The sequence below is a fragment of the Virgibacillus sp. Bac330 genome, from assembly GCF_003667845.1.
Taxonomy (GTDB): Bacteria; Bacillota; Bacilli; order Bacillales; family Amphibacillaceae; genus Virgibacillus; species Virgibacillus chiguensis.
The window spans coordinates 1,117,253-1,136,831 of sequence record NZ_CP033048.1; the positions used below are offsets into that span (position 1 = coordinate 1,117,253).

General features: G+C 36.4%; 18 protein-coding genes. 14 read left to right on the forward strand and 4 right to left on the reverse strand.

The window, feature by feature from the left end; translation table 11 throughout:
• Window positions 1–301: 301 nt before the first annotated feature.
• From D9780_RS04975 to D9780_RS04990, 4 genes are all read left to right on the forward strand, one after another.
• Window positions 302–982 (forward strand): metal-dependent hydrolase, encoded by a 681-nt coding sequence (locus tag D9780_RS04975; protein WP_116279438.1) that lies wholly within the window; start codon window positions 302–304, stop codon window positions 980–982.
• Between the two features lie 486 nt (window positions 983–1,468).
• On the forward strand, window positions 1,469–2,233 hold the full coding sequence (locus tag D9780_RS04980; protein ID WP_121639471.1) for a prepilin peptidase: 765 nt from the start codon (window positions 1,469–1,471) through the stop codon (window positions 2,231–2,233).
• 43 nt (window positions 2,234–2,276) lie between these two features.
• Complete coding sequence (locus D9780_RS04985; protein WP_121639472.1) at window positions 2,277–2,507, forward strand: hypothetical protein; 231 nt, start codon at window positions 2,277–2,279, stop codon at window positions 2,505–2,507.
• Window positions 2,508–2,579: 72 nt separating this feature from the next.
• Window positions 2,580–3,887: a DRTGG domain-containing protein gene (locus tag D9780_RS04990; RefSeq protein ID WP_121639473.1), complete on the forward strand. Its 1,308-nt coding sequence runs from the start codon at window positions 2,580–2,582 to the stop codon at window positions 3,885–3,887.
• A gap of 268 nt (window positions 3,888–4,155) precedes the next feature.
• Here the strand turns inward: D9780_RS04990 and D9780_RS04995 are convergent, their stop codons facing one another.
• Complete coding sequence (locus D9780_RS04995; RefSeq protein WP_121639474.1) at window positions 4,156–4,452, reverse strand: YtpI family protein; 297 nt, start codon at window positions 4,450–4,452, stop codon at window positions 4,156–4,158.
• Window positions 4,453–4,601: 149 nt separating this feature from the next.
• Here D9780_RS04995 and D9780_RS05000 point away from each other — a divergent pair, with 149 nt between their 5' ends.
• On the forward strand, window positions 4,602–5,549 hold the full coding sequence (locus tag D9780_RS05000) for a DHH family phosphoesterase (RefSeq protein ID WP_121641431.1): 948 nt from the start codon (window positions 4,602–4,604) through the stop codon (window positions 5,547–5,549).
• A 160-nt stretch (window positions 5,550–5,709) separates the two neighbouring features.
• Here the strand turns inward: D9780_RS05000 and D9780_RS05005 are convergent, their stop codons facing one another.
• Entirely contained in the window at window positions 5,710–5,907 is a 198-nt protein-coding gene (locus D9780_RS05005) for a YtzJ family protein (RefSeq protein ID WP_073010079.1), read from the reverse strand.
• Between the two features lie 627 nt (window positions 5,908–6,534).
• Here D9780_RS05005 and D9780_RS05010 point away from each other — a divergent pair.
• Complete coding sequence (locus D9780_RS05010; protein WP_121639475.1) at window positions 6,535–6,714, forward strand: hypothetical protein; 180 nt, start codon at window positions 6,535–6,537, stop codon at window positions 6,712–6,714.
• Window positions 6,715–6,837: 123 nt separating this feature from the next.
• Here the strand turns inward: D9780_RS05010 and ytrI are convergent, their stop codons facing one another.
• Window positions 6,838–7,341: a sporulation membrane protein YtrI gene (ytrI, locus tag D9780_RS05015; protein WP_121639476.1), complete on the reverse strand. Its 504-nt coding sequence runs from the start codon at window positions 7,339–7,341 to the stop codon at window positions 6,838–6,840.
• Window positions 7,341–7,673 (reverse strand): sporulation membrane protein YtrH, encoded by a 333-nt coding sequence (locus D9780_RS05020; protein ID WP_073010088.1) that lies wholly within the window; start codon window positions 7,671–7,673, stop codon window positions 7,341–7,343. The genes ytrI and D9780_RS05020 overlap by 1 nt, the downstream gene beginning before the upstream one ends.
• 360 nt (window positions 7,674–8,033) lie before the next feature.
• On the opposite strand from D9780_RS05020, the gene dnaE reads away from it, so the two are divergent.
• From dnaE to D9780_RS05060, 8 genes are all read left to right on the forward strand, one after another.
• Window positions 8,034–11,390, forward strand: a complete 3,357-nt coding sequence (gene dnaE, locus D9780_RS05025) for a DNA polymerase III subunit alpha (RefSeq protein WP_121639477.1) — start codon at window positions 8,034–8,036, stop codon at window positions 11,388–11,390.
• Between the two features lie 319 nt (window positions 11,391–11,709).
• On the forward strand, window positions 11,710–12,948 hold the full coding sequence (locus D9780_RS05030) for an NADP-dependent malic enzyme (RefSeq protein WP_073010293.1): 1,239 nt from the start codon (window positions 11,710–11,712) through the stop codon (window positions 12,946–12,948).
• Between the two features lie 20 nt (window positions 12,949–12,968).
• Complete coding sequence (locus D9780_RS05035) at window positions 12,969–13,592, forward strand: FadR/GntR family transcriptional regulator (protein ID WP_121639478.1); 624 nt, start codon at window positions 12,969–12,971, stop codon at window positions 13,590–13,592.
• Window positions 13,593–13,874: 282 nt separating this feature from the next.
• Window positions 13,875–14,735: an acetyl-CoA carboxylase, carboxyltransferase subunit beta gene (accD, locus tag D9780_RS05040; RefSeq protein WP_073010093.1), complete on the forward strand. Its 861-nt coding sequence runs from the start codon at window positions 13,875–13,877 to the stop codon at window positions 14,733–14,735.
• The gene (accA, locus tag D9780_RS05045; protein WP_121639479.1) at window positions 14,732–15,688 is read left to right on the forward strand and encodes an acetyl-CoA carboxylase carboxyl transferase subunit alpha; all 957 of its coding nucleotides are present in this window, start codon (window positions 14,732–14,734) and stop codon (window positions 15,686–15,688) included. The genes accD and accA overlap by 4 nt, the downstream gene beginning before the upstream one ends.
• A 634-nt stretch (window positions 15,689–16,322) precedes the next feature.
• Window positions 16,323–17,282: a 6-phosphofructokinase gene (pfkA, locus tag D9780_RS05050; RefSeq protein WP_073010098.1), complete on the forward strand. Its 960-nt coding sequence runs from the start codon at window positions 16,323–16,325 to the stop codon at window positions 17,280–17,282.
• Window positions 17,283–17,319: 37 nt separating this feature from the next.
• On the forward strand, window positions 17,320–19,080 hold the full coding sequence (gene pyk / locus D9780_RS05055; protein WP_121639480.1) for a pyruvate kinase: 1,761 nt from the start codon (window positions 17,320–17,322) through the stop codon (window positions 19,078–19,080).
• A gap of 108 nt (window positions 19,081–19,188) precedes the next feature.
• Window positions 19,189–19,578, forward strand: coding sequence for an FxsA family protein (locus D9780_RS05060; RefSeq protein ID WP_073010104.1), 390 nt, complete (start codon window positions 19,189–19,191; stop codon window positions 19,576–19,578).
• Window position 19,579 lies beyond the last annotated feature (1 nt).

Here is a 19,579-nt window from a genome sequence, read left to right on the forward strand (position 1 = left end):
GAAAGGTGTGAAATGAATGGAGAATGTAACGTGTCACAAAATTTTTTCTTTAGATCGAATAAGATCTTTTGTTATATCGTCTAGCAAAAACAAAAGCTTGGCGACAAGCCAAGTTTCACTGAAAAAATATTGCTGAAAGAAAAATTTATCGGATAGGAAGCTGTTTTAAATTTACTTTAGGTCACACTTGGTTACCTAACACAAGCTCCAGTTCAAATGTGTAAAAAATAGTCCCTTAGGGTATAAAACATATAGACAGGTTTGCTATAATGAATCAAAATACTTGAAAGGAGAGGTTGTTGTGAAAATATCTTATCATGGTCATTCCGTTGTACAGGTTGAAACCGATAAACACAACATATTGATTGACCCATTCATTTCAGGAAATGAGGCATGTGATTTAGATGCTGAAATCGTTTCACCAGATTACATTTTATTAACACATGGTCATAACGATCATGTGGGTGATACGATCTCGATTGCTAAGCGAACAAATGCAATGGTTATTGCGCCAAATGAATTAGCTGAATTTTTAGGAACAAAAGGTTTGCAAGTGCATCCAATGCATATTGGTGGGAAAAATAGCTTTGATTTCGGTACGGTAAAGTTTACACAAGCCTTCCACGGATCAGCCTATACAGAAGAAGATGGCTCCATTGTTTATACTGGAATGCCTGCTGGTATATTACTTACTATTAACGGAAAAACCATTTACCATGCTGGAGATACAGGACTTTTCTCTGATTTAAAATTGATTGGTGAAATGAATGATATAGAGCTAGCATTTATTCCAATTGGGGATAATTTTACGATGGGACCAGAAGACGCTCTCATTGCTGCGAAATGGGTGGGGGCTAAAACAGTTGTGCCCATTCATTACAATACTTTCCCCGTTATTGAGCAAGATGCAGCTGCTTTTGCAAAGCAAGTCGAGCCTGGTATTGGAAAGGTAATGAAGATTGGTGAAGCTGTACATCTGTAATCATTACCATTCAATAAACCGTGGGTCTCTACCCGCGGTTTATAAACTTCCTATGGTCAAGGCTTCGTTTTAAACCTCCTTACACCCAACACAAGATTTCTTTCAATACAAGATCTCTTTAAATTCTTCAAAACCCACGATAATCATCATATGTATCGTCAACATGAAATAAAAATCCCTCGCTTAGTTTATTGGTTGTAACCCCTTTGAAAAAACAATCCTATTTTGCTGTGTATTCTTTTTTAGCTTTTTTTGGAACCTAACGCTTTGACAATCATGAAAGTTTTTCTAACAGCTCCTCCATTCTTGTAAAAAACTTTTATCTCAACTATGAATCTCAACAAAAATCATGCCAATTGTACGTTATGTTTAGAGTGTTTCGTATAGCGTGCGTAATTTCTTCTCAAGAAAAAAATACCATTATCACATGAAAAACACGAAAAGTATGAACGAAAAAATTGGTCTATTATTCAAGGAGATGATGTAGTGGAAATAGTTCGACTGTTATTTTTCTCATTAAGTGGCTTTATATTTGGATCTTTCTTTGTTGTTGTTGGTCTTCGTTTGCCGAAGCAGCAGCCGTTTACAACAGAACGATCATGCTGTCCTAATTGTTGTATAAGGCTAAGCTGGTTTGAGTTAATTCCTGTTTTATCGTATGCTTTTTTAAAACGTAGTTGTAGGCATTGTAAAAATAAAATTTCCTCCATATATCCTATCATTGAGATATTGACTGCAGCCGTGTTTACGATAAGCTATTCTATCATTGGTTGGAATTTGGAATTAATTGTTGCATTATTAGTTAGCTCCTTACTTATCATTTGCCTCGTATCTGATATTTTCTACATGGTTATTCCCAATCAATTACTCTTATTTTTTCTACCAGTATTTATGTTGTTGCGTGTCATGGTACCGCTTGATCCTTGGTGGGATACATTTCAAGGTGGACTAGTAGGTTTGCTTATCCCGTTACTGGTGGTTATTGTAAGTCGCGGCGGAATGGGAATGGGGGATGTGAAATTATTTGGATTACTTGGCATTGTGTTAGGTACTACCAACCTTGTTCTCAGTTTCGTCGTTGCAAGTATGATTGGAGCAATCATTGGTTTAGTGTTACTAGCATATAATCAAATAAGCCTAGGTAAGCCAACACCATTTGCCCCTTATATAATAATCGGGACATGGATTGCTTATTTCTATGGAGATGCGATGATTCATTGGTATATGACACATTTTTTTACGCTACATTAGATTGGTATCTAAAGATCTAAAACGAATAAAAGGAGGAAAATAAATGAAAGGACAGTATGCAGTATTAAGAATCTTGATTGCTAGTTTTTTGTTATACGTAGCTTGGCCATTTATACCACAAAGTGTCACTTCTATTGAGCAATTGTTTTGGGGGAGTTGGTTATTCTTATTTTTGCTTGTAATTGGTGCAAATATTGCTTCTTTATTACAAATGATTCAGCCTCCAATAATGGAACAGAAAAGAGAAAAACAGCGAAAAACCTATAATCATTGAGTTTCTATAAGATCAACTGTATAATAAATGGTAAATAATTTATTAGTACAGTTGAAAGATGGTGTATGTGCCATGAAAAGTAAACATGAACAAATTATCGAGCATATTTATTCTTTAGACGTAGGGCATAAAATTTCAGTTAGACAAATTGCTAAAGATTTGCACGTGAGTGATGGAACAGCTTATCGTGCCATTAAAGATGCAGAAAATAAAGGACTCGTTAGTACGATAGAACGTGTAGGCACCATCCGAATTGAACAAAAGAAAAAAGATAATTTTGAACAATTGACTTTTGCTGAATTGATCAATATTGTAGAAGGGCATGTTCTAGGTGGAAGAGAAGGGTTACACAAAACGTTAAATAAATTTGTTATCGGAGCCATGCAGCTAGAAGACATGATGCGATATACAGAGGCAGATGCCTTGTTAATTGTAGGTAACCGTACAAAAGCACATGAATTAGCTATTAAAGAAGGAGCCGCAGTTTTAATTACGGGAGGCTTTGATACGACAGAAGACATAAAAAGGTTGGCCGATGAAAGAAAATTGCCTATTATTTCAACCAGTTATGATACATTTACGGTAGCAGCAATGATAAATAGAGCGATCTATGACCAATTAATTAAAAAGGAAATTGTGTTGGTAGAGGATATTTATACACCTTATGAAAAAGCTTTTTACCTAAAAGAAGGTAACGAGGTAGAGGATTGGTATGCCTTAAATAATTATTCAAAGCATACGCGTTTCCCGGTTGTAGACGATCGGAGGAGGGTTTTAGGTATCGTCACGTCAAAGGATGTGGTTGGGAAATCGAATGATACTTCCATTAGCAAGGTGATGAGTAAGCAGCCTAAAACCGTCCAAACGAATATTTCTTTAGCTTCTGTGGCTCACCTTATGGTATGGGAAGGAATTGAAGTGATCCCTGTAACAGATGAGCAGAATCATTTACAGGGAATAATATCTAGGCAAGACGTATTAAAAGCGCTTCAACAAAATCAACGTCAACCCCAGATTGGTGAGACGATTGATGATATTGTGTCGCGAAACATAGTAGAATCAGAGAGTGAACCCGGTGTTTTTGAAACGAAAGTTGCCCCGCAAATGACTAATCAACTCGGAACATTGTCAAGTGGTGTTTGTACAGCTTTAATGACAGAAGCGAGCAGGAGATTATTGCTACAGGATAAAAAAGGCGACTTAGTAGCCGAAAATTTAACGATTTATTTCATTAAGCCAGTGCAAATTGATAGCACGTTACGTATCAAGCCTAAATTATTAGAAATTGGTAGAGTGTATGCTAAGATTGATATCGAGGTATATGAGGAACAGCAACTTGCCAGTAAAGGTTTATTAATGGCTCAATTAATGAATCGTTAACTTTATGACATACTGTAAGTTTTTCTGATCCTAACAATAATATGTATATTGGACAAGTTTAAACTGTGTACCAGCACCAAACGCCCTTTTTGGAACAAGCTTATCGGTCATAGTATTGGGTTACGAACAATCAGTGGTTAAAAAAGAGGCAGAAATTCTCACTTTAACCTATAATAAAAATGGATGAGGTAATGAAAACTTTTTGCCTCATCCAAAATTTACATAGACTAGTGTAGGTAGGGAACAGTAGCTAACGATGGTTAACGTATCATTTAGACATGTTTAATCGTTTCCATTCACTTTTGTAATGTTTAACTTCTTTGATTCCTCGACTAATAAGGGGGATAGCAAAAACAAGAAATACAATTCCAACAAATAGTGAAATACGTGTTTCGTAATAAATGTATTGATTAATCGTAAAGGCTACGAGGAAGCTACCTAAACAAATACGTGATTTTGCGTTAAAATAAGCTTGCTTTAAGCCGTCTTTTGTGTTTAAAATAGCTACTTTGTAATAAATCCAAAGCACAAATGCCGTGACAGTAATAACTGCAAAAATAAACATATAACTTCTCCCTCCATCCATGTTCAATAAATCTTATTGCGGCTTGTATGTATATGTAGTCCAGCTGAATCTTAGATAGATTCTTTGTCCATTTTACCTTTTATAAAAAAAATTTGCTACAGATAGACAAAATCATTTTCTAGTAGGTGATCTTTTTGAAGAATATATTAGCGTTAATTCAACAATATTCTACCGTTATCATTCATCGACATGTGCGACCAGATCCTGATGCAATTGGATCTCAAGTGGGATTAAAGGAATTAGTTAAGCATTCTTTTCCTGGTAAAGAAGTTTATGCAGTTGGAGAAGAAGAAGCTTCTTTGTCCTTTTTGGCAAAAATGGATATAATCTCTGATGAACAATATGAAGGTGCGCTTGTTATTGTATGTGATACAGCAAATAGGGAACGGATTTCTGATCAGCGATTTACTTTAGGAGACAAGATTATTAAAATTGATCACCATCCGAATGTCGATGAATATGGAGACATACAATGGGTGGATACAAAAGCAAGCTCTACAAGTGAAATGATTTACGAATTGTATACATCTTCTGACAACAACAAATTTACACTTACGGATGATGTTGCCCGTCTGTTGTATGCTGGCATTGTAGGAGATACAGGAAGATTTTTATATCCAAGTACTACGGAGAAGACATTTAAAGCTGCTTCGGAGCTGATTACGTATCACTTTGACCGTTCTGTTATATATGAAAATTTGTATAGCATGCAACACAATTTAGTCAAATTGAAAGGATACATATACCAACAATTTTATATAGATGACATTGGAATGGCTTATGTAAAATTAACCAAAGATTTATTGCAACAATACGGTATTGATCCAAATGAAACGAGTCAGTTGGTTAGTACTTTGGGAGATGTGAAGGGGATTGTGGCATGGGTTGTTTTTGTTGAAGAAGAAAAAAGCATTCGCGTTCGATTAAGGTCTAAAGGCCCAAGCATTAATGAATTAGCAACCAAGTACAATGGTGGCGGTCATCCAATGGCTTCTGGTGCTACTGTAATAACGTGGGAAGAGGCAGATCAAGTAATTGCTGATTTACAGATGATAGTGGAAGCTTACGACGCGTAGCATTATTAGGAAGAGACGTGTTAGTAAGGCACTGGAAATAAAGAAACAGAAGGGGGAGTCCATCCCCTTCTCAAATATCCCGCTTGTAAAGCGCATGGAATGCGATATTAGTGTGGGCCTTTTATGAATACCAAGCTTTGAGAGAGTTATACATTCTAATTTAGGAAGTTTTACTTCTGTTCTTTGGTATAAACCAGCAGCCAGAAGCAGTTTCTTCACAGATTACTTCTAAATGCTCTTTTTCAATATCACGCTTTATTAATCGAATTAATTCTAGAGATTCTGCAAATGCAGAATCACCTTGTTTCAAACGTGCTATTTTTTCATCTCTTTGTTGTCTGCGGCTGATTACCCACATGTTTACATCAACTCCTTTCTGTAATCGTTTTGCTCTGTAATATATAATCTTTCTATATTAACGGGAATAAAAATGTTGATTTACTATTAGTATAAATGATTATTATGTTAAACATGAACAATTTTCGGATATTTCATAAAACGTTCGAAAAATGGGTGTTGAAAAAATTCATATGATGTAATGCTAGCGGATTACTACATACTTCATAAAAGGTTGACGTGTTTTTGTGGTCTGGGAAATTAAGGAAATCATCAAATTTAGCAACTGTGGATAAACTAACTAAGTTATTTAGCCACGTCCGGCTCCAGCACCAGCAACTAGTCGACTTCACGCCATGCCCTAAGCTAAGTCATCATCGGTTCGTTTTAAATAGGAAGGCCGATTAAAGACGGGCTTGCCGGAGGACACCGGCATACTCCTGTTGCAGGAGCATGATTCCTAAAACTTTTGTTGATTCGTTCCACTCGCTATGTTGCTAAACGAGCGGCCCGAGCCTTTGTTCCATAAACAAATAGTCAAGTTTTCAAAAGATACGGAACAAGCGCGCGAGGATAAGAGAATGCCCCAAGCCTTTTATTGCATTCTAAAAATAGCCATTTTCCAAAAAAAGCTGGAAGGAGGATGATTGTGAATTTTAAAGTGTATAGTGGAGCATCTGTTTTTGCTTTTGCAATTATCATTATTTACAGTTTAGTTTCTTGCTTATTTTATGATAAAGTAAATTGGATACAGGTCATATTATCTGGCATCGTTGCTTTTTGTTTATTTACAATGAGTTTATACATTGTGCAGAAGTTGAATAAATAAAAGCAATTTCCTTTTTGAAAGGGATTCTCTTGATCATATCGTCCATGTACTATTAAGAAATTTCTTGTAAAGAGTAAAATCCCATCAATTTCACATATTTTATAAAAGCTACTATTAGTCTAGCTATGCTGAACGTTTGGCATCGGCCATTATTTTGATATTATTAGAGATAATGAGTTTGTTAACGGAAAAAGTGTAATCAAATTCTTCAACAGTGAATGTTTTATTTTCTAATGAAGCTACAATTAAGCTATCACTTTCAGCAATTATAGATAAATCTTTCCCTATAATATGTTTTAATTCCTCTTGTACCAGTTCTTCTAATTTACCTGCAATTAAGCGATCTATTCGTAATTCTTCTGTGTTTTTTACCGTAAATGAGATGGATTCAATAGTAACTTGTTTTACTGATTTTTCATTAAGTTCGTCATTATCGGCAAGAAGTGATTCATTTTGATTCCTTAGTTGACTTATTTCACTTTGCATATGATTCGTTCGGATAATTAGATCTTCATACATTGTTCCGTACATATAAAGCAAGATACAATAGGCTATTACTCCTCCAACCATCACTCCTACAAAAAAACGTTGCCATGTCACTTTTTTATGATATGGAGGAATGTGCATTATGCTATATCCTCCTGTGTTAACCAATTCAGAAGTAATATAGCTGTTTTTACTCCTCCCATTGCAGATAGGATAAATAATGCTTGTTTAAATAAGTCCATGGTAGACCCATCATAAATGCCTCTTTCAAAATTTGCTATTGCATCAAATGTTCCTCCAATAGCTGCAACGATAGCCCATATTCTTAATTGCACTGCGATTCGTCCGATCTCTGTTAACGGCGCGTTTCCTGTAATGAATGCACCTACACTTCCGAGGATGGATCCGCCAATAACTACGCCAAAAGCTATAAAATAACAATGAATAAATGTTTCAAAAAAGCGTTCTTCCATGTTTATCATTTCCCCCTCTTTGTTTCTCCTTGATATAACGTAACGCAATTATGTTATAAAAAATGAATACATAATGAAAATTGTAAAAGGTTGTACTTTTTTTCACTATTGGAATGTATAAACGTTTATTAGTTTATAGTATATAATATAGTCGTTTATCGCTTGTGGCTTGTCAATGAGCTAAGTTATTGCTTGTAAACAAAACGCTAATGTCTGTTGTTTTCTACTTATAGGAATGGTATATTTGCTACTATATATTTATGAAACAATAGAACGAGTTATGCTAACCGCTACTTTTCCTTATGCACGTTCTTCATTGATTGATATAATATGGAATAGAGCACGTGAAGGTGGGATACAATGGCTTTTACACATTTACAAATACGCAGTAGCTATAGCTTGTTAAACAGTACAATTACTATTGAAAAATTGGTGCAACGAGCGGCAAAACTTGGTTATACTGCTTTAGCACTAACAGATGAACAAGTGCTTTATGGAGCAATTAAGTTTTATAAAGCTGCAAAGAATAACGGCTTGAAGCCAATTATTGGTTTGACGATTTTAGTAGGCGATAGTCAAGAAAAAGCGCACGAAATGGTTGTTTTAGCTAAATCAAATCAAGGTTTTCAAGAGCTAATTCGATTAAGTACTTGGCTAAGAACTGAAGAACTGCCCTGCATACAGGCGGAACAGCTCTTAACATATACAACAGATTGTATTGGCATTCTCTCTTTCAATCATGGCAATATAATTGAACAATTGCGAAATAAATCCTTTGTTGAACTAAATGAATATATATCCGTTTATAGACAAGCTTTTGGCGAGAACGATTTTTACATAGCATTAGAGGCTTATGGTGATGGGAGTAATCATTCATCTTTTTTTGCAGAGGTAAAGCAGTTTCAAGAAATGTATCATGATTCCGTTGTGGCTATGCACGATGTTCGTTATTTAAATAAAAAAGATGCGCTTGCGTTTGATTGTTTACGAGCGATGAAAGTACAGCAAATTTGGAACGGCGCTTATGTTGATGATAAATGGCGTAATCATCATTTGTGTTCAGAAAAGGAAATGCAACAGTACTTTTCTGAGTGGCCTGAGGTGGTTGAAGAAACGGCAAGCATTGTAGAAAAATGTAATTTAAATATTAATTTTGAACAACAACATCTGCCCTCATTTCCGCTTCCAGAAAACCAACAACCTCATCGTTATTTAACAGAGAAATGTTTTACAGTCTTATCACAAAAGTATACAAGAGTAACGGATGAGATTCGAGAACGTTTACATCATGAACTTAACATTATTGAGCAAATGGGGTTTAGTGATTATTTCTTAATTGTTGCAGATATGGTTGATTTTGCAAAAACAAATCATATTGTCGTTGGGCCTGGGAGGGGATCAGCGGCTGGTTCTTTGGTAGCTTATTTATTAGGAATTACAGATATTGATCCTATCGAATATGAGTTGTTGTTTGAACGTTTCCTTAACCCAAATCGAATGACAATGCCTGATATTGATATCGACTTCTCGGATACACGTAGAGAGGAAGTAGTGGATTATGTACAAAGAAAATATGGCTCAGAGCACGTAGCGCAAATCATTACATTTGGAACGTTTGCTGCCCGCTCTTTAATGCGGGAGCTTATAAAAACGATGGATATTAATAAACAAGATGCTGCTTTTGTGTTACGGCATATTCCAGTGCAGTCGAAAAAAAATCTTGTCCAAATTGTTCAAGAGTCAAGTGCATTAAAAGATTATATAAAGCGTTCGGAAGTGCTACGCCGTTTGTTTAAGGTAGCTACGGTGCTAGAAGGTATCCCTAGACATATATCTACCCATGCAGCTGGAATTGTTATCTCTAAGGAACCCCTTATGGAATATGCACCTTTAACTTCTGGTACTGGTACAATGTATTTAACACAATATGCAATGAATGATGTTGAAGCGATAGGTTTATTAAAAATTGACTTACTAGGTTTACGAAATTTAACTCTCATAGAACAAATACTGCAAAACATACGTTACAAATACAACAAGGCTGTCCTGTTAGAAGCAATTCCTCAAGAAGATTGGAAAACCTATTTATTGTTGCAACAAGGAAAAACAAACGGTGTATTTCAATTGGAATCACAGGGAATGAAACAAGTATTACAAGATTTAAAGCCAACTCATTTTGAAGATATAGTTGCAGTTAACGCTTTATATCGTCCTGGACCAATGGATTTCATTAAAACTTATATAAACCGGAAGCATGGTATAGAAAAGATTACTTATCCACATCCAGACCTCGCACCTATTTTAGAAAAAACCTATGGTGTGTTAATTTACCAGGAACAAATTATGCAAATTGCTCATCACATTGCTGGTTTCTCTCTTGGACAGGCTGACTTACTTCGAAGAGCGGTAAGTAAAAAACAAGAAGAGGTCATGGAAGAACAAAAATCCGCGTTTATCCATGGATGCATACAGCGAGGGTATAGTCAATCGGTAGCAAATGAATTATTTGCTTGGATTGTTCGATTTTCGAATTACGGTTTTAATCGGAGTCATGCTGTGGCTTATAGTCGTATTTCTTATCAGTTAGCATACTTAAAATGCCATTATCCGCAAGTTTTTTTTGCTGAATTATTAAGTGCTTCGATGCAACAACACCAGAAAATTACCTTGTATCGGAGAGAAATAAAGGAACTGCATATAAAATTACTTGGTCCATCCATCAATAATAGTTTTGGAAAATATACTGTCGAAGGAGAACACATCCGAATGGGTTTGTTACAAATTAAAGGGGTAGGAAATCAGGCAGTTTCCGAAATTATTCGAGCACGTAAAGAGCGACCTTTTCAAAATTTATTCGACTTCTGCTTACGTACTTCCCTAAAATTAATTAATCGAACAATCATTGAGCTATTAGTTCTATCAGGAGCTTTTGATGAGCTCCATAAAAATCGTGCTAGCTTATTAGCAACTATTGACCAAGCAATCGAGCAAGGGGAGTTGTTTGGTGAGTTTCAAGAGCAGGTAAGCATACTAACGAACAACCTTGAATTGGAAGGCGATTATGTAGAAATAGAGGATTTCTCGGTAATTAAAAAACTATCTGATGAAAAAGAATTACTCGGTATATATATATCTAGTCATCCTGTTACAGTTTATCGAAAACAACTACAGCGCGCAGGTTATATTACCATAGATGCAGCTAGAAAAAGAGGGAGTGGTTTTAAACATAGAAGTGCATGTGTTATTCAATCTATCAAAACTATCCGTACAAAACGTGGCGACCCAATGGCCTTTATTACCATTAGTGATGAAACAGATGAAATGGAGGCAGTTGTCTTTCCTGAATTATATCGACAAGTCCATCGTTGGTGGGAAGAAGGGATGCTCGTGGTAGCAAAAGGTAAGCTGGAGGCTAGAAACAATGGATTACAAACATTATTATCTGCTATCCAAAGTTTTGAAGAGTCTGCTTTAGAAGATAAAACAAGCACAGATCGGCTGTTTATAAAATTAACAGGAAAAGATATTAAAGCAGACTTAGCTAAAATTAGCGAGGTAGCTCGTTATTTCCCTGGAAATACTCCAGTAATTGTTTTTCAAGAAAGTCTACAACAAACGTACCAATTATCCAAGGAATACAACCTTGCACCGAATTTACTTTGCATTCAGCGTTTACAAGACTACTTCGGTACTCATCAAGTTGTATATGACAAGTGACTATTTAACCTGCTCTAAAAGTTAGTGGGCATATAGGTATCTAATTTTAACTCATAAGGAAATCTTTCGTTCACCGCGCTATTATTGCTATAGTGTCGAATGGAATTTTTTGAAGGATGCTGGAGATGAAAAATAACTTTAGGAGGGAAAGACATTTGTTTGTTAATTTAAATATAGATATAGTGTACTAAGTATCCTAATTAGAAAACAGCATTGTTTTACAGAAACGGAGCATCTGTTATAATGTAGTAGTTACTGGTGGTCAGACCACTGTTGGATGGAAGATATTATTTTTTCTATAAAGGGAGCGAAGATGAAAATGGCAAGCTTACGAGATAAAGCGCTACATGTTCATAAAGTTAACAAAGGGAAATTAACGACGCATTCCAAAATGCCTGTTACGAATGCGGATGAGTTAAGTCTGGCATACTCTCCAGGAGTAGCTGAACCATGTAAAGAAATTCACGATCGTGTAGACACCGTTTATGACTATACCATGAAAGGAAATATGGTTGCCGTTGTTAGTGACGGGTCAGCAGTGTTAGGGCTTGGTAATATCGGGGCAGAAGCTGCACTTCCTGTAATGGAAGGAAAGTCTGTGTTATTTAAAAGCTTTGCCGGTGTAGACTCCTTTCCTATTTGTCTAGGCACCCAAGACGTGGAAGAAATTGTACAAGCAGTTAAAGTAATGGAACCGACATTTGGCGGCGTGAATTTAGAAGATATCGCGGCACCAAAATGTTTTACTATTGAAGAACGATTAAAAAAAGAGACAAACATTCCTATTTTCCATGATGATCAGCATGGAACAGCTATTGTTACTGTTGCCGGATTAATTAATGCATTAAAGTTAGTTGGGAAATCATTTTCGGATATTAAAGTAGTGGCTAACGGAGCAGGGGCAGCTGGAATCGCTATTATTAAATTGCTCTATTTCTTCGGTGTTCGAGACATGATAATGTGTGATTCAAGGGGAGCTATTTATGAGGGGCGTGCAGAAGGTATGAATGATGTGAAGGAGCGCGTAGCAACGTTTACGAATCAAGGTAAGAAATCAGGCAGCTTAGAAGAAATGCTTGAGGGAGCAGATGTGTTTATTGGTGTATCTGTTGGAGGGGCGTTATCCAAGGATATGGTTGCGAAAATGAACGAGGATTCAATAATTTTCGCAATGGCTAACCCTGAACCTGAGATAATGCCTGAAGATGCAAAAGAGGCTGGTGCGAAGGTTATTGGGACAGGCAGATCTGATTTTCCAAACCAAGTAAATAATGTGCTTGCCTTCCCAGGTATTTTTCGAGGAGCGCTTGATGTTCGGGCAACAAGAATTAATGAAAAAATGAAAGTTGCCGCTGCCGAAGCAATTGCATCACTAATTACCGAAAATGAATTAGAAGAAAATTATGTTATTCCAGCCCCATTTGATCCAAGAGTAGCACCTATTGTAGCCAAAAGCGTAGCTAAAGCTGCTATGGAATCCGGAGTGGCTAGAATGGAAGTAGATCCAGAAGAGATAGCTGAAAAAACAAGAAAGCTCTCGCAAATTGAAAATAAGTAATCTGTTAAAAGGAGTGAATCATGGCTGTGTCCATGTCTCATAAACAGAAAGCATACCAAGGAATACTCCAAAAAATTCGTCAATATATGGATGCGCAACATTTACAACCTGGTGACAAGCTCCCCTCCGAAAGGGAGCTTGCATATACGCTTGGTGCAGGTCGGTCTTCTATTCGAGAAGCGTTACGCGCGATGGAATTTTTAGGATTAATAGAAACCAGACGTGGTGAAGGAACGTTTTTAAGTACATATCAGTCTTTTCAAACTGTGGAATTACTTGCTTCCTTTATCTTACAAGAGAAACAAACAAGGCTGGATCTAGCAGACGTCATTATAATTTTAGAAAAAGAAGCTGCGAAACTAGCTTTTTGGAATATGACAAAGCAAGATATAGCTCACCTACAAGCTATTATTTATCAAGAAGCAGACTCGCTAAAAGATATGCATGCTATTTTTTTTCAATGTATTTTTAAGAAATCCAACAATAAACTATTAGCAAAGATATGGAGCTTAATGTATGATTTTTTGACAGTTGAGCAAGAAATCAGCAATCATAAATTTTTTTATAAAGAGTTAATTCATATGTATGAAACAAAGGATTACCAAGGGATTGAAACGTTGTTTGAAAAAATGATTTTAAAATAAATTATAACATTTGACGTTTTTTGACAGTATTCTTCATGATTTTTTTGTATAATGACTAAAAGTGCGTGTTCAAAAAGATGCCATATTTAGTGTACTGTGTAAATCATCTTTACAAGCACTTTTAACTTTTCTGAGACAACAGAAGACTTATAAGTAGAGTTTTTTTGATGAGAATTTTCTTTGGTTGTTTCTCTAAACGAACATAATACATTTCTGAGCGTATATAAGCCATAGCTTCATCATACGTATTAGGGGTCGTTTTGAAAAAAAGGAGGAATTGTCTTGCTTAAAGATCTTTTTGGCAAGCGAAAAAGATACGCATCTATTCCAAGTGAACAAGCAAAAACGGATGTGCCTGAAGGTTTAATGCAAAAATGTAGTGGGTGTCATAAGATTTATTATCGCAAAGAGATGAATAAAAATTTACAAGTATGTCCTCATTGTGATTATCATCATCCGTTACAGGCCTGGCAACGAATTGAAACATTATTTGATGAAGCAAGCTTCGAGGAGTGGGACAAGCAATTATCAACTGGCAACCCTTTAAATTTTCCTGGATATGAAGAAAAAATAAAAAAAGATCAGGAAAAAACAGGTCTTCGTGAAGGCGTAGTTACAGGGAAAGGTACTATTGATGGTAAAGAAACTGCTTTTGCCGTGATGGACTCTTCATTTCGTATGGGAAGTATGGGGTCGGTAATTGGTGAGAAAATAGCTCGTGCCATTGAACAAGCAAAAGAAGAAAAGATTCCATTTATTATTTTTACGGCTTCAGGAGGCGCGAGAATGCAAGAAGGATTGCTAAGTTTAATGCAAATGGCTAAAACTTCGGTAGCTGTAAAACGTTTTAGTGATGCAGGCGGGCTAATGATATCAGTTATGACTCATCCTACTACAGGCGGCGTTTCGGCGAGCTTTGCTTCTATTGGAGATTATCATCTTGCAGAACCGGGCGCGTTAATTGGTTTTGCTGGTAGAAGAATTATAGAACAAACGATTAGGGAGAAACTGCCGGATGACTTTCAAACGGCTGAGTTCCAGTTAAAGCATGGTCAATTGGATAAAGTTGTTCATCGATCAGATATGAAGAGTACCTTAGCGCTATTGTTATCGTTTCATCAAAAAGGTGGGAAAGAATCATGAAGCAAGTGTTGGATTTTGAGAAGCCCATTGTAAACTTAAAAGAAAAAATTGCAGAATTAAAACGATTCACCTCTGATAGTGATATAGATTTAACAGAGGAAATTAGAACATTAGAAAAGCGTCTTGCTGTATTGGAAGAAGATATTTATGGCAATTTACAGCCGTGGGATCGAGTTCAATTAGCCAGGCACCCTGAACGACCAACTACTTTAGATTATATTGAGCAATTATTTACTGATTTTATCGAATTTCATGGGGATCGTTCATTTGGAGATGATGCTGCTATTGTTACAGGGCTGGCTTTTTATAAAGAAAAACCTGTAACCGTGATCGGTCATCAACGTGGTAAGGATACAAAAGAAAATATTCGCCGTAATTTTGGGATGCCGCACCCGGAAGGTTATCGGAAAGCATTACGTCATATGAAACAAGCGGAAAAATTTTCAAGACCAATTATCTGCTTTATCGATACAAAAGGAGCTTATCCAGGAAAAGCAGCAGAAGAAAGGGGTCAAAGTGAAGCTATTGCAAGAAATTTAATAGAAATGGCGGGGCTAACCGTTCCTGTTATTTGTGTTGTTATAGGTGAAGGTGGCAGCGGTGGTGCATTAGGACTTGGGGTTGGTGATGAAATTCTTATGTTAGAAAATAGCACTTACTCCGTTATTTCTCCAGAAGGGGCAGCTTCTATATTATGGAAAGACGCTAGCTATGCGCAACAGGCAGCAGAATCTATGCAAATAACTGCTTATGATTTGAAAAAACTTGGGTTAATCGATCAAATTATACCGGAGCCTAAGGGCGGAGCGCACCGTGATTTAAACCAACAAGCAAGTTATTTAAACGAAGTAATTGATCATTCGTTACGCACATTAGAAAAGTATTCTATAGAAGAATTACTTGAAAAAAGATGGGAAAAGTATAAGAAAATGGGTTCCTATCAGATCCTTTAATTACGAACCATTTGATAAATAAATTTAAGGAATGATTTTAAGAAGATCAGCAATTTCGTCTAACTATGCTGTTTAAGAAGGCTTACGGGAGAAATATGTTTGTGATGATGAAGGGGGTAGGCAGAATTTCTGTCTCCCTCTATTCTCATTTTCTTGCGTACAAGGTGTTGCATTATTTTTTACATTATAGGGAAGTATAAAGTGAATGGAAAAGGATGCTATCTTTTGTTAAGACTTGTCCAGCATTCTTGGCGTGGAAGAACGTTTGTGCATTTAAAATTAACATGAAATTGATTGCCATAAAACTTGGCTTATCACCAAGTTTTATGGCAAAAGCCTTTGCTTTTCTTATACGATGAAGCCAAAATTTTACTTTTCTATAGGGTAAGTAACAACGTTTGTAAAAAAACGTTCAAAAAAAGGGCTTACATTTTAAAATGTGCATTATTTTACAAGCTTTCGATTGCTATTTTAAGCATTTCCCATTATCTTTTAAGAGAGGACTTTTTTATACTATAGTAAAGTATAAATTTTAGAAGTTGTAGCATAAGAAAAACGGAAGCATTCGCTAAGGCCTGGTGATAAGCTGAGTTTTTCCAAATTAAACTTGTAAGACCAGAGGTGGAATGTAACTATGAAAAAAATAGGTGTATTAACAAGTGGTGGAGACGCACCTGGCATGAACGCTGCTATTCGAGCGGTAGTTAGAAAAGCTATTTACCATAACATTGAAGTCTATGGCATTAAATACGGCTATCAAGGTTTAATGGAAGGTAATATAGAACGAATGGAGATTGGTTCTGTTGGTGATATCATTCATCGTGGAGGTACAATTCTATATTCTGCAAGAAGTGAAGAATTTAAAACAGATGCCGGCCAAGAAAAAGCCATTGAACAGCTCAATAAATTTGGCATTGAAGGCTTGATTGTAATCGGAGGCGATGGTAGCTTTCGTGGAGCGCAAAAGCTAACAGAAAAAGGCTATCCTTGCATTGGTGTGCCAGGAACGATTGACAATGATATTGCAGGTACAGATTTTACAATTGGTTTTGATACAGCATTAAATACAGTAATTGAAGCAATTGACAAAGTTCGTGATACAGCAACTTCTCATGAAAGAACATACATCATTGAAGTTATGGGGAGAAATGCTGGCGATTTAGCATTATGGGCAGGGTTAGCCGATGGTGCAGAGAGTATCCTCATTCCAGAAAAAGAAGAAGATTTTGCAACAGTGGTAAATAAATTGAAACGCGGTCGTAAGCGTGGGAAAAAACATAGTATTATCGTTTTAGCTGAGGGAGTAGGCAGTGGATTTGATTATGGAAAACAAATTGAAGAATCTACGGATTTAGAAACGAGAGTTACTGTTTTAGGGCATATACAAAGAGGTGGATCTCCAAGTGCTTCTGATCGAGTGCTCGCAAGTAGACTTGGCGCTCAAGCTGTTGACTTAATATTAGAGGGTAAAGCAGGCAGAATGGTAGGAATTGAAAAAAATGTATTAGTTGATCATGATATTTCAAAAGTCCTTCATGATAAGCACATGATAAACGATGATATGTATAAACTTTCTCAAGAGTTATCGATTTAAAAATGCAGCTGTACGGATTATGTAAGGAGGAACTATAATGAGAAATACTAAAATTGTATGTACGATTGGCCCAGCGTCAGAGTCAATTGAGAAATTAGAAAAATTGATGGAATGTGGCATGAATGTTGCTCGACTTAATTTTTCACATGGAAACTATGAGGAGCACGCAGAACGCATCAAAAACATCCGTGCTGCGGCAGAGAAAACGGGTAAAACGGTAGCTGTTCTTTTGGATACAAAAGGTCCTGAAATCAGAACACATAATTTCGTTAATGGACAAGCAGAACTCATACAAGGTAAAACTGTTTACGTATCTATGAAAGAAGTGGAAGGTACTGCAGAACGTTTTTCTGTCACTTATCATGGATTAATTGATGATGTCCATGAAGGCTCGAAGATTTTGTTAGATGATGGGTTAATTGAATTAGAAGTAAGAGAAGTAAATAAGGCTAATCAAGAATTAAAGACAGTTGCATTGAATAGTGGGGTAATTAAGAACAAAAAAGGTGTTAACGTCCCTAATGTATCTGTGAATTTACCAGGTATTACAGAAAAAGATGCTAATGATATTCTTTTTGGTATAGAGCAGGATATCGATTTTATTGCAGCTTCTTTTGTAAGACGCGCATCAGACGTATTGGAAATAAAAGAACTTTTGGAAAACCATAATGCAACACATATACAAATCATCCCGAAGATTGAAAATCAAGAGGGTGTCGATAATATTGATAGTATCTTAGAAGTAAGCGATGGGTTAATGGTCGCACGTGGTGATTTAGGAGTTGAAATACCTGCTGAAGATGTACCTTTAGTGCAGAAACAATTAATTAGAAAGTGCAATACAGTTGGTAAACCTGTTATTACGGCAACACAAATGCTTGATTCCATGCAACGTAACCCTCGCCCAACAAGAGCAGAAGCTTCCGATGTAGCTAACGCTATTTTTGATGGTACAGATGCAATTATGCTCTCAGGCGAAACAGCAGCAGGTGATTATCCAGTTGAATCGGTGCAAACGATGAGCAATATTGCAGTTAAAGCGGAGACGGCAATCGATCATTCTTCCATATTGAAAGATCGATCTAGAAATGTTGATATGACAATTACTGACGCAATTAGTCAATCTGTTACGCATACAGCTATGAATTTAGCGGTAAGTGCTATTATAACTCCGACAGAAAGTGGACATACTGCAAGAATGATATCTAAATATCGTCCGCATTCACCAATCCTTGCTGTTACTTTTTCTGAAAGAATAAATCGAAGGCTTTCCTTAGTGTGGGGAGTTCATGCCGTCATGTGTAAACGGGCTAAATCGACAGATGAAATGCTCGATATTGCAGTAGAACGTGGATTGCGTTCTGGCATGGTCGAACATGGTAATCGCGTTATCATCACAGCTGGAGTACCAGTCGGTCAAAGTGGAACTACAAATTTATTAAAAGTACACGTAATTGGTAATGTGATTGCTAGTGGACAAGGTATCGGTCGAAAAAGTGCTTTTGGCAAAGCAGTTGTTGTTAAATCAGCAGAAGAAGCAGTTAGCAAAGTAAGTGAAGGAGACATTGTAGTAACTTATGGCTCGGATCGAGAAATGATGCCTGCGATTGAAAAAGCTGCTGGGATCGTTACAGAAGAAGGTGGCTTAACTTCCCATGCTGCTGTGGTAGGATTAAGTCTAGGTATCCCTGTTATTGTTGGTGTTAAAAACGTGTTTGAAGACATTAAAGATGGGGAAATTATTACAATTGATGGAGCAAATGGTGATATTTATCAAGGACATACAAAAGTCCTATAACATAAAAAAAGGGGCGTTTCGCCCCCTTTTTTTATGTTATAGGCTATGAAAGTTTAAGCTGTTTTATACGGATAGCGTATGTTATAGTTTGTTCAGGAGGTGTGCAGTATGAAAATATTTTTACTTATTGCATTTATCTTATCTGCTCTAGAGATAGGTGTTTTTATTTGGATAGGCGGTTGGATAGGTCCATGGTGGGTTGTAGGCCTTGTTCTTCTTACTGGAGGGGTGGGCTTTTATTTAGCAAAACAACAAGGGATAGAAACTTGGAACCGCGCGCAGGTTTCGATGCAACGTGGCGAAGCCCCAACAAGCTATATTATTGATGGAATTTGTATTCTAATAGGTGCTGTATTGCTAGTAACTCCAGGCTTTATTTCAGATATAGTTGGTTTTTTACTAGTTATTCCAATGACTCGAAAGCTGTTCAACCAAAGAATAGAAAAATTTATAAAATATTTATTCAATAAACGAACCATTATATATCGAAGATGGTAGC